Source organism: bacterium SCSIO 12741, assembly GCA_024398055.1.
GTDB lineage: Bacteria > Bacteroidota > Bacteroidia > Flavobacteriales_G > Salibacteraceae > SCSIO-12741.
The window spans coordinates 3,941,367-3,954,100 of sequence record CP073749.1 but is presented as its reverse complement, the minus strand read 5'-3'; the positions used below and the strand labels follow the sequence as shown (position 1 = coordinate 3,954,100).

Annotated in this window: 9 protein-coding genes; 7 read left to right on the top strand and 2 right to left on the bottom strand. The window is 41.1% G+C overall.

The genetic code is table 11. From position 1 onward, the window contains the following. Positions 1-9 precede the first annotated feature (9 nt). The 7 genes from KFE98_16920 to KFE98_16890 all read left to right on the top strand — a co-directional run bounded on the left by KFE98_16920 (position 10) and on the right by KFE98_16890 (position 8,692). Positions 10-672: a hypothetical protein gene (locus tag KFE98_16920; GenBank protein UTW61674.1), complete on the top strand. Its 663-nt coding sequence runs from the start codon at positions 10-12 to the stop codon at positions 670-672. Between the two features lie 97 nt (positions 673-769). Then, entirely contained in the window at positions 770-1,309 is a 540-nt protein-coding gene (locus tag KFE98_16915; protein UTW61673.1) for an ORF6N domain-containing protein, read from the top strand. A 120-nt stretch (positions 1,310-1,429) separates the two neighbouring features. Next, a complete protein-coding gene (locus tag KFE98_16910) occupies positions 1,430-3,769 on the top strand; it encodes a DEAD/DEAH box helicase family protein (GenBank protein ID UTW61672.1) in 2,340 nt (779 codons plus the stop codon). 1 nt (position 3,770) lies between these two features. Then, positions 3,771-4,751, top strand: coding sequence for a restriction endonuclease (locus KFE98_16905; GenBank protein ID UTW61671.1), 981 nt, complete (start codon positions 3,771-3,773; stop codon positions 4,749-4,751). Positions 4,752-4,753: 2 nt separating this feature from the next. Then, positions 4,754-5,491, top strand: coding sequence for a hypothetical protein (locus KFE98_16900; GenBank protein ID UTW61670.1), 738 nt, complete (start codon positions 4,754-4,756; stop codon positions 5,489-5,491). Beyond that, positions 5,488-6,927, top strand: a complete 1,440-nt coding sequence (locus tag KFE98_16895) for an SAM-dependent DNA methyltransferase (GenBank protein ID UTW61669.1) — start codon at positions 5,488-5,490, stop codon at positions 6,925-6,927. The genes KFE98_16900 and KFE98_16895 overlap by 4 nt, the downstream gene beginning before the upstream one ends. 4 nt (positions 6,928-6,931) lie before the next feature. Further along, positions 6,932-8,692, top strand: coding sequence for a restriction endonuclease subunit S (locus KFE98_16890; GenBank protein UTW61668.1), 1,761 nt, complete (start codon positions 6,932-6,934; stop codon positions 8,690-8,692). On the opposite strand, the gene KFE98_16885 is transcribed toward KFE98_16890, so the two are convergent. Both KFE98_16885 and KFE98_16880 read right to left on the bottom strand, forming a co-directional pair. Continuing rightward, positions 8,685-11,513, bottom strand: a complete 2,829-nt coding sequence (locus KFE98_16885) for a hypothetical protein (GenBank protein ID UTW61667.1) — start codon at positions 11,511-11,513, stop codon at positions 8,685-8,687. The genes KFE98_16890 and KFE98_16885 overlap by 8 nt on opposite strands. Before the next feature lie 321 nt (positions 11,514-11,834). Further along, positions 11,835-12,683, bottom strand: a complete 849-nt coding sequence (locus tag KFE98_16880; GenBank protein ID UTW61666.1) for a hypothetical protein — start codon at positions 12,681-12,683, stop codon at positions 11,835-11,837. Between the last annotated feature and the right edge of the window lie 51 nt (positions 12,684-12,734).

Here is a 12,734-nt window from a genome sequence, read left to right as displayed (position 1 = left end):
AAAATATTTATGGACTCAAGCCTTCCCTTTTCCAGCATCACCAGAGCCTTTTTCCTCCTGTTAACCTCCCTCCTTTTCACCACCTCCATCTTTTCCCAGGACACGATAATAGACCCCAGAGACAGCGAAATCTATCCCATTGTAAAACTCGGTGACACCTGGTGGTTCCAATCCAACCTACGCTACGAAACCCGCCTCTCCTGGTGCGAAGGCCAAAAGGACCACTACCGCTGTGAATCGAATTATTACTCCTACCAAACCCTCGATAGCGTTTGTCCACCCGGATGGCGCATCCCCACCTGGCAGGATTGGGAAGCCGCGGTAGACCTCTATCAAACAGCCATGGGCATTGAAGACAGTACGCTGGAAACAGAAAATATCGAACATGAAAGTCTACGCTCTTCGGAACGCGTCATCGGACTAAACCTGTTTAACGATTCCACCGGCCTCCAGCTGCAATCCACCGGCTGGATTCAAGGCCACAAAGCCCAAAGCGATCGAAAACTGGCCAAATACCCAGCCGCCACCTTTTGGATCCTGGAACCCGAAGCTCCAGATTCCACCTTGCACTTACATATCTATGAGCATACCTATGTAAAGCATGGGCATGATTTTCATATTCGGGATAAGGCTAAGAAGGTGAGACGGTTTACTGTTCGGTGTGTGAGGTAGGAGCCCCTTATCCGTATATCGAAACCTAAATCATCGAAATCCTCTATTTTAGTTCAACCAATAACCTAAAACTAACCAAACATTTACTATCATCGTCATGGAAAAATCAACCAACTCCACACTTCCAGAAGAACTTGTCATTCGAAAAATTCACCTTATCCGTGGACAAAAAGTCTTGCTGGATCGCGATTTAGCTGAGCTGTATGGTGTAGAAACCAAATACCTTAAACGACAAGTCCGTCGAAACCTGGAAAGATTTCCAGAGGACTTTATGTTTGAACTCACCACTGAAGAACTCGAGATCTTGAGGAGCCAATTTGGCACCTCAAGTTGGGGAGGTACGCGTTACCTTCCGCTTGCCTTTACGGAACAGGGTGTTGCGATGCTATCTGGGGTTTTGAAAAGTCCGGTAGCTATTCAGGTGAATATTCAGATTATTAGGGTCTTTACCAAAATGAGGGAATTGCTTTTGACGCATAAAGACACCCTGCTCAGACTTGAGCAATTGGAGCGAGGACTTTCGCATCACCAAGAAGAGATCCAGACGATTTTTACTTATTTGGAGCAGTTGCTAAAGGCTGAATCCGAACCTCCGCTGAAGCGGGTTGGGTTTCGGCGGCGGGGTGAAGAGGATTGAATAATAAATATCCCCTTAATTGACTCAACTTTGGATAAGCTGAAAAAGGTTCTTGGATTTGCAGAATTTGTCTCCAATTAATTCTTTTCCTATTTTGGTATTCTGACGCAGGCCTAAACTATGAACAAGAAGAACCTTTCTGAAAGGGATATCTGCACCAAATTCATCAACCCAGCACTAGCCGAAGCAGGTTGGGATATGAAATCCCAAGTGCGTGAGGAAAAGTCATTTACCGATGGGCGTATTATCGTTCAGGGAAAAATGAATACCCGTGGAAAACGGAAACGAGCTGATTACATCTTATACTTCCGCGATAATGAGCCAATCGCCATTATTGAAGCAAAAGATAACAAGCAGCCTGTGGGAACGGGTATGCAACAAGCGTTAGAGTATTCTGATATTCTTCAAATTCCCTTCGTTTTTACCTCAAATGGAGATTCATTTGTCTTTCACGATAAAACGGTTTCTGAAAACATTGAAACTGAAATCGCATTAGGCGAATTTCCATCACCCGAGACTTTATGGAACAAGTACTTAAGGTTCAAAGGACTTGATGATCCTGAACCAAGAAAAGTACTGGAACAAGGATATTATTCTGAAGAAGGCGGGTTGGAACCAAGGTACTACCAGATGAATGCCATCAACAGGACTTTGGAAGCCGTCGCCAATGGCCAAAACCGAATCCTCTTGGTTATGGCCACAGGAACAGGTAAAACGTTTACGGCCTTTAATATCATCTGGAGACTTTGGAAAGGGGGAATAAAAAAACGGATCCTTTTTCTTGCGGACAGAAATGCATTGTTATCCCAAACTAAAAATGGCGACTTCTCCCCTTTCGGTAACGATATCATGCACATTATCAAACATCGAAAGATCGACAAGTCTTACCAGGTTTATTTCGCTCTTTATCAAGGCTTAACTGGTAATGAAGAGGCTATGAATGCATACAAGCATTTCAGCCGTGATTTTTTCGACTTGGTTGTGATTGATGAGTGTCACCGAGGGAGTGCTTCTGAGGACTCTGCCTGGAGAGAGGTATTGGACTACTTCGAAGGAGCGACACAAATTGGAATGACGGCAACTCCCAAAGAGACCAAGAGGGTTTCTAATATTGACTACTACGGAGATCCGGTTTATACCTATTCCTTGAAACAAGGAATTGATGACGGATTCCTTGCACCTTATAAAGTAGTACGAATAGCTACATCGGTTGATGACGGTTGGCGGCCAACCAAAGGAATGTTAGACAAATATGGAAACGAGATCATTGACCGCATTTATAACCTAACGGATTACGACCGAAACCTAGTCATTGATGAACGCACCGAACTCGTTGCTCACAAGGTCTCTGAGTTTTTGAAAAACACCGATCGTTTTTCGAAAACTATCATCTTCTGCGATGATATTAACCACGCCAACAGAATGAGGCAGGCCTTGATCAACGAAAATGCTGATCTGGTTGCTAAACATAGGAATTATGTGGTGAAAATTACCGGTGATGATCAAGTGGGAAAACAGGAACTGGATAATTTCATCGATGTAGAAGAAAGGTTTCCTGTTATCGCAACGACGTCAAAAATGTTGACCACTGGTATTGACACCAAAATGGTTAAACTGATTGTCTTGGATTCAACCATAAAATCAACCACTGAATTTAAACAGATTGTTGGCCGAGGAACGCGGATTAGAGAAGCTGAAGGAAAGGTCTTTTTCACCATTATGGACTTCAAAAAGGCGACAAATTTATTTGCCGATCCTGATTTTGATGGTGATCCTGTACAGATTTATGAACCAGCAACAGGAGATTCCGTGGTTCCCCCAGAGATTCCTGGAGACGGTGATTCCAAACCAAAAGGCGGCCGAGATGATGTAATCATTTCAGATCCCCTTCCAGGAGTGCCCAAATATTATGTGAACAATGTTCCCATTGATGTAGTTCGAGAACAGGTTCAATACTATGGTAAAGACGGTAAGCTCATAACCGAGTCCCTGAAGGACTATACCCGAACCAATATCAAAAAAGAGTTTTCCTCCTTAGAGGCCTTTTTAAATAAATGGAGCGAAACAGAAAAGAAGGAGGAGTTAATTACTGAGCTCACGGAACACGGTGTTTTGTTTGAGGCACTTCGTGAAGAAGTTGGAAAAGATATGGATGCCTTTGACCTAATTTGTCACGTTGCATTCGGCCAACCTCCCCTCACCCGAAAGGAAAGGGCCAACGCCGTGCGAAAACGCAATTACTTTTCAAAATATGGACCGGTTGCTAAAAAGGTCATAGAAAGTTTATTGGATAAATACGAGGATGAAGGAATTGGCTCCATTGAAAAAGGATCAATTCTTAAAGTAAGACCACTAAACGAGATAGGTTCACCGGTAGAAATTGTTAAGGCTTTTGGTAATAAAGAGGCATTTGAGAGGGCCATCAACGAATTAGAAACTGAACTGTACAAATCTGCTTAACATGAAAGCCTATTTTATTCGTGCCCTTTGGGGCGAATACACTCAAATCTTTAAAGATAGAAGATTTGCAGCGATTGGTTGGTTGGACAAAATTCCGGCAGAACCCCATTCACGAGATTACTTTATTCAAGAACATCGTCGATTGTTTCCCGATAATGGAGATGCCCGTACTTATCAAAATGCAGGGCAAATATTTCGATTTTGGAACCACATTAAGGAAGGTGACATTGTCGTTTCTACCTATCGTGATGGTCGACTTATTGTGGGCAAGGCAACGGGAAATCCATACTTCGAAAAAGACGATTTTACTTTCTATGAACGAATACCTGTTCAATGGAATGATCAAACGGTTAATCGATATCAACTATCTATAGGATTGCAAAACACCCTCAAGAGTTCCTTGACTGTATTTTCCATATCACAAGTAGAAGAGATTGCCCAAGCTGCCGGGTTTGATGTGCCTGAATCTAAAAAAAAGGATACTATTCCCTTTGATCAGGCTAAACTCACAGAGAACATTAGGAAGAAGATATTGACCCTCGATGCTGCCGAATTTGAATTATTGGTGAGTAAACTATTGCAGACCCTGGGATTTGAGGCTACTCAGGAAACAGGACATGTTGGCGATAGAGGAATTGACTATGAAGGAATTTTGAAAGTAAATGGCGTGGCTTCAGTAAAACTGCAAGTGCAGGTAAAACGATATGAGAGCAACAAAATAAACGATACCGATATTCGAAACTTTCGAGGTTCACTAAAACGTGACTTTCAAGGAACTTTTATTACCCTTTCAAATTTTGCCCCAAAAGCTATTGAAGGAGCCAATAATCCAGCCATGGAAACAATTAATCTGATTAACGGAAAGCAGTTTGTCGATTTATTTATCCTTCAATATGATGACGTAATGAAACTGCTATTTGATGACGAAAACGAAGTACTTATTGAAAAACTTCAATTCAAGAAAACCCTAATTCCTCTTTGATTATGCAAAAATGTGGGTTTTCAGAAACACAATTCTCATTTAACTACACCAACGAATTTGTTCAAGCCAAATCTATTACCAACCTCCCCTTCTTTCCGGATACGGTGAATGAAGGAAGGTATTATGGATTCGACGTTTGTGTGGGAAATTACTTTTTACAATACAAAAAATCGAACCTATTTGATATCAATGATCCTCAACCGCGTTTTTACAATGCGTTTAACTCCAACTATTTTAAAATCAAGATTAAAGCGGATAAACGGCAGTTCCAATTTTTGAAAAAAATCTCTCGACTAAACCAGAATTTCAACAAGGTGATGTATGTGACTCCAGAGTTTCATACTCGTAGAGAGCTCAAAAGACGATTTGCGAGTCATTCGATCATTGATGGATCAGCGCACTTTTCGTTAAATGATTTTCCCGATAATCTAACAGGAGATCATTACCTGATATATAACGATAAGGATAATTCGGGTACGCTTTTTTCGGAACCCCGGCGTATCAAGAAATCCAATCCGAATTTGGATGTAGAAGAAAATCACAACAACCGATTGAGCCTTTTTAAAATGGCTGAGAAAATTATGCGTGAGGTAGATAGAAGTGAACACTACAACCAAATTCAGGACTACAGAAATCAACCGGGAGAATTTGTTCGTCAGGTACGTGGATTGTTAATGAACGAATACCAATCTTTGTGGCTTCCGGTAATCAACTGGAATGAGTTCGAAAGGCACGTATGAGTACAATCACAACAAACATCAAAGGTATCCGCGATATTATGCGGAAAGATTCTGGAGTAGACGGCGATGCCCAGCGCATTTCGCAAATGGTGTGGATGCTGTTTATGAAAATCTTTGCTGACAAGGAGGAAGAATGGGCAATCACGCTAAACAACTACAAAAGCCCTATTCCTGAAGACCTCAAATGGCAAAATTGGGCCTCTGACGAGGAAGGGTTAACTGGTGACGACCTGATGGAGTTCATCAACAACGAACTGTTCCCTACGCTCAAGGAGTTAGATATTAAAACCAGCCCTCAAGCCCACATCATTCGCTCGATATTTGAAGATACCTACAACTACATGAAAAATGGGACCTTGTTTCGACAGGTCATCAACCAGATCAATAAAATTGATTTTAACAGTACTAGCGAACGTCATTTGTTTAACGACATTTACGAAACTATTCTCAAGGAGCTTCAAAGTGCCGGGTCTTCGGGTGAATATTACACCCCGAGAGCGGTCACCCAGTTTATGGTGGATATTGTTGATCCGCAACTGGACGAAAGTGTTTTGGACCCAGCTTGTGGAACAGGTGGTTTTTTGACTTGCTCGATTGACCACAAAAAGAAGCTGGTAAAAAACGACAAGGACGAAGCCAAACTACAAGCAAGTATTCGAGGTATAGAAAAAAAGCCCCTCCCTCACCTACTCTGTACGACCAACCTAATGTTACACGGATTTGATGTTCCTGCGGTAAAACGGGGCAACCTGTTGACCCGACCCTATGCCGACTGGAGTAGCAAGGACCGGGTGAACGTTATCTTAACCAACCCACCGTTTGGAGGTGTGGAAGAAGACGGAACGGAAACCAATTTTCCTCAAAAATTTCGTACCAAAGAAACCGCTGATTTATTTCTCGCTTTGATTATCCGTGTACTCAAAAAAGGAGGACGCTGTGCGGTGGTATTGCCTGATGGCTCATTGTTTGGTGAAGGCGTAAAAACCCGGATCAAGGAAGAGTTGCTGGCCAAATGTAACCTCCATACGATTGTACGCTTACCCAACGGGGTGTTTAACCCGTATACCGGAATAAAAACAAACGTATTGTTTTTTGAAAAGGGAAACCCAACGGAGGATATCTGGTATTTTGAACACCCCTACCCGGAAGGAGTGAAAAGCTACAACAAAGGCAAACCTATTCGTATTCAGGAATTTGATCTCGAAAAATCCTGGTGGAACGACCGGGACGACGAATCTTTTAAAAAATTCGCCTGGAAGATTTCAGCTGAAGAGATCCGAAACCGCAACTACAACCTGGATATCAAAAATCCCTACCAGGAAAGCGATGATTTGGCCAGTCCTGAAGAATTGTTGGAAGAGTTTCAACAGGTAGAAAATCAAATTTCGTCCATTCAACAAGAAATTGTGACTGTGCTAAACGAGGCTTTAAAGTAGACCTATGGAATTGTTGAAACACTTTAAGGCTTTAACCCTTCATCCTAAAAATGCTCAAGAGTTGAGGGGGTTGATTTTACAATTGGCAATTGAAGGAAAGTTGACCTCGGAATGGAGGCGGCAAAATCCTGACATCGAATCAGCTTCAGATTTATTGAAAAAGATTCAAGAGGAAAAAGTTCGGTTAGTAAAGCTAGGAAAAATAAGGAGAACTGAAGAAATACAACTTGCCTATAATATCTATCCAAAATCAAAGAAACCAAAAAAATGGAAAGTAGTACCTCTTGGAAATATTGTTGAAATAGTCAGGGGAGTTACCTTTCCAAGCTCTGAAAAATCTATAATTGATTCTTCGGAAAACATTCCATGTCTTAGAACAGCTAACGTACAAGAGAAGGTTGATTGGGATGATTTAATCTATGTCAATCGAAAATTCGTCAAGAGAGATGACCAGATTTTAAGGCTTGGGGATGTAATTATGTCTATGGCTAATAGCAAAGAGTTAGTTGGGAAAGTCGCATTGATTGACAATCAAATGAATCGTGAGTATACATTGGGTGGTTTTATTTCCGCTATTCGTCCATACAAAGTTGATTCCAATTATTTAGCCTTTTTTCTTAAAGCACCTTCAACTAGAACAAATTTGATATTAAGTTCAAGTCAAACAACGAATATTGCCAATATCTCGGTAGGGAGATTGAGACCGATAGAGATTCCTATTCCTCCAATCGAAGAACAAAAGGTTATTGTCCACATCGTAAACCAACTTTTTGATGAAGTCAATCAACTGGAAAACTTGACCCAAAAAAGAGTTCAGCTTAAGGAGAACTGGGTTACCTCTGCCCTACGTCGTTTATCTCAGTCTCAAGACACAGAACTTCAACGAGATTGGGAGATGGTCCAACAGCATTTGGGCACTTTTTTTACCGAAAAAACCAACGTACAAAAACTTCGGGAGACGATTTTGCAATTGGCGGTTCAAGGGAAGTTGACGGCTCATTGGCGTTCCATTCGTCAGGCTCAGGAGCCCCCAATGGAGCCTGCTTCGGAGCTTTTAACGCGCATTCAAAAAGAGAAGGCCCGATTGGTAAAAGAAGGAAAGATTCGAAAAGAAAGAACCCTGCCTCCTATTCTCCCGGAGGAGGTTCCGTTTGAATTGCCTAAGGGGTGGGTTTGGTGTAGGTTTGGTGAATTGGTGAAGTTCATGGCATATGGGACATCACAAAAAACAAATGATAATGATGAAAATGTGCCTGTTTTAAGAATGGGAAACATCACTTCAAAAGGACAATTAACTTTCGGTAACTTAAAATATATCCCTCCTGATCACAAGGATCTTCCTAAACTGTATTTGGATAAGTACGATCTCGTATTTAATAGGACCAATAGCTACGACTTAGTAGGAAAATCAGGTGTTTATTTTGGAGAAGGATTTACCTACACATTAGCGTCATATTTGATCAAAGTTTCATTGGTCATGAAATTTGTCGACCCCGTCTATATTAATAACTACATTAACTCGATGATTTGTAGAGTGACTCAAATTAACCCTCAAATTACTGCTCAGACGAATCAAGCAAATTTCAGTGGAACTAAACTCCGCAATATCTTAGTCCCCTTTGCCCCGTTAATTGAACAAAAAGTCATCGTCGAAAAAGTCAACGGGTTAATGGCCTTATGCGATCGCCTGGAAGAACAAATCGAGCTTAAAAATCGAGTACAGGAAGACTGGATGAAAAGCTGTTTAAAACAGGTGTTTAGTTAGTCTCTTTACCGAGAAATTGAGCTACGTCTGCCCATATTAAGGAACCTCCCTTTTTGTCATCAGGATCGTTGACCAGCATTTTCCAATGCTCATTTGATTTCAACCCTTCCAGTTCTTTTGGTAGGCCTTCACTCGTATATAGAGTTGAATCTCGTTCAACCGTATCGGTATAAATCGGATAATTGTTTTGAAGTATAATCCATCGAAATAGTTTATCAATGTCTGGATTGATATCCTCCTCCCAAAGGATATTTCTGTACATGCTATACTGATTGGCCAGCCGCTTTATGCTCCTTGGGTTAGCCTCAATTAGGTCGTGATGATTTTGAAACAAATGCCCCAATTCTTCGGTGTCCTCATCTAAAGATTCAAACAAGGCATTCTTGGCATCTGCCATAGAAATTCCGAATTTCTCTTGAACATTCTTTGTTTGTTGTGAGGGTTTAAGTGAATCCTTTTTTATCTCCTTTTTGGCAAAGGATTTTATTTCATCCTTTAACTCATCAGTCATTTCTATTGCCTCTTTTACTTCTTCTTTTTGCTTGTACTTTCCTTGTGGGTCCAATATGAAGTTCCAGTATTCTTCTTTTGTACTTCCGGTAACTTGCGGCAGTCTTACCGATAGTTGAAAGGCTTTTTCTATAAAAAAGTACCCCAATCGGTGCCCGGGTTCTCGTACTATTCCGGTGAAGTCTTTGTAATGATTTTCAAAACAGGTACTGATCCAGTGTTTGTCCCCAGCTACGATGTAAAGCACCTTTTTCTCCTTGTAGAGTGTTTGTATTCCTTCAAGAAGTTCAACGGCAAAGGTCGAATTGCATCGATCTATATCATCAATAAAAATAGCTGTGTGATAACCTGATTGTTCGATGTTTTTGATCAATGACTCAAAATGCTTCTTAATTTTCATCATAGGATCATGTACATTCTGCATAAATGATTTGGCAGTGTCAGGGGACTTGATAAAAACGGGTCGAATAACAAATTGGGAAAGTGTGTAGAGCACCCCACCAATTGCGGTCATTGAGCCAACTATTTTCGAGAAATAGATAAGGTTTTCAGAGTTAGGGTGAGATTTTAATGGAGACTTGAGACCTTCACTCGCCCAAGACATAATTTCAGGAAAGAAAATATACATGAGGTATATCAATAAAACAAACCCAAGAAAGCTGAGAGACCTATATACAAACTTAGGGTTGAATAACCTTCTTAAAGATTCGAATCCAAACATTTTAGCTTTTGAATAGCCTTTCATTCCCCCAATTGCCTGATTATAAATCTGATCCAGAAAGGGCCACCAGGGAGGATTGACATGCTGGTGTTGCCAGGCATTGAAATGAATAACAATCCACTTGTTCTCTTCTGTATCGAGATTTTTTTCAATTAACTTGAGGAAAGTAGATTTCCCATCTCCCCAGGCACCTTGAAGGTGAATCATAAAGGAGTGATCCTTATCCTTAGAAGCTCCCTTTGAGTTGAAAATTTGATTGTTCAAAAGGCCGGTCAACGATTTGGCAATTCGATCGCGGTTTAATCGATCAACCTCTTCCACCTGATCCAAATGAAAGGGAATGTTTTCTCGACGATCAAGCTCTTGCTCGCCGTTTGTGTCGATTCCTTCATCTTCCTCATTGCTCTTTGAAAGACGACGACGAGGAATGGTCGAACCTAACCATAGTTTTTTGAATGTTGGATCGTAGATAATTCGGGTGTAAAAAGCGGTAACATTCTCCGGGTTGGTTACAAGAAAATCGAATTGATCGAAATACTCTTTTAGTTTAATATGAAAGTCATTTTCGGAAAATTTTGTCCCGATGAAATAGTTAAATATTTTCTCCCGGTGCGGTTTGGAAGCAATATTGAATCGCTTTATTGGATCATTCAGGTAATCGAGAATTTGATTAAATGCCCTGTGTTTCGTTTTAGAGGTGCTTTTAAATCCATCCAGAGCATAATCAATAAAATGGGGAATCAAATGATGCTGCCTCGGTCCTATTTTAGCAATCGCCCGTTTATCCTTATAGAGGTTAAATTCCTGTTTATGAAGGCCATTGGTATCGGCATAGGCTATCAGAGTATTGATTTTCCTGTATAAAGTTGATAAGGAGCTATTCTTTTCGTCCAGAAATAGTTCAAATCCTGTAGGGCTTAAATCTCCTCTAGACTTCCAAAGAACCTTCAGTTCTGCGTATTGTTCGATGGTTGGATTTTCTATTGCTGCCTGTAAATCAATAAATCCAGCAAATCCACTGGACGTATCCTCGTGAGGCATGCATCTTTTCAGTGCCTCTCTTGCCTTTTCAAAATAGTACTCTTGCGATTGAACAAATGAGCTATATTTTTGAATGAGAAAGTCCTTGTTTATATTAACCAAAAATTCATTTCCTGGATAACCACGACTTTTCAGATTGAACTTTTGAGCAATTTGAGGAGCATCGTTCAACGTATGTTGAATCCATACGGGTGAGAACTGCTGGAGTTCAATCCCACGGATGTTTGTAAGATAGTTGGCAATCTCCAATTCCTTATCTCCATGTATTTCATCAAAATAAAATATGACGTATCGTGATGGTTTATAGGAATCGATATAATGATCGGCGGTTTCGCGAATTTCTTGGACCGAAATATCCTTATCTCCATATATTTTGGCGACCATATAATAGTCGAGTACTTCGTCTCGTTCAAAGAGGTCCGGACCTCCGGTTTCCGAATTTAACTCAGCATGCGCATCTTCTGAATGATTGTAGATTTCTAAGGCAATTTCTCTTCGTTCAGAATCTGAGAGATAGGTCAGGTCATACTCAATTCTATTTTCAGACATAGTTTAAGGTTTGATGATATTACCATGCTAATTTAAGCCATGATTGGGCGCAATTCTGAATTCTTTTGAACAACGGAATTATATTCACCAGTTAAATAATGCTGGCTCTCAGGAGGAAGTTTCCTTTTTTGCCAGGTGTTTTTACCAGGGGTTAATTGGGCTTAAAGTTGAGCGGGCCTAATTCTCTTTTCTTTCCTACCAACTTGGACGCTACTACCCTACGGCCACAATGAAGATTGGCCGGTAGATTGAGAACAAAATCTCTTTAATAAAACTGAATAACAGCCTAAAGTAGAATATGGACGGAAGAAGGAAAAATCCCTAAAACAACCCCTTCTTCTTCTTAGCTTCAAACAAATCATCCAATGCCAATCCTTCAAACTCGGCAACGGGCTGTTCCTCAACCAACTCGTGATAAACAGCAGCGACAAAAACCATCTCGGCGGCGGAGACGATGCTCTGGATTAAGAAAAAGACCAATACGCCGGCTACAATGCCTACTATGGGATTGATGGCGCCGAGCAATAGGCCTATGGGTAAGGCTACCAAAAGCAAACCGATGAAGGAAAAGATACCGAAGCTAAAGGAGGCTCCGATGGATTCACCCCACTTCTCTTTCATGATTTTGCCGGATTGTTTGAGGGCGGTGATGGGGCCTACGTTTTCGTAGGCAAGGATGGGTACTACGAAGAAGGTCATGATGGACCATACAACTCCTACAATCATGGAGAAGAAACTTCCCAATATGCCTCCGTATTCGTCAATGGCTTTGAGAATTAAACCAACGGTGGCCGATAGCATAGCCCAACCCAAAATGACGGGAATGCGAGACATACTGTAGTTTACACCGGTACTAAAACTGGGAGTTCCACCTTGTAAATAGACCCGGGTACAGTGCACGAGGCCCACGTTGAAAAAAACAATAATGAAGTAGCAAACGAGGTAAAACAAAAAGGTTAAAGCATAATCAGCGGCTGTTCCCTGTCTCATGGCTTCGCTGTAGTCAAAACCCCAGTTGGCATAGAAAAAGCCAAAGAAGGTAGCCAACACAGCACCCAAGGCGATTCCCGAGATGATGGGAAATAGAACAAGTTGTTTGTTTTTCTGAATGAGTTTGAGACTGGCGGTTCCCATGGACCACCCTTTTCCCATCCTGGTAAAAAAGCTCATAGTAATTGGTTTAGAGTTCTTTCAAAGAAAATACATTTCTAGCGGAAGGTC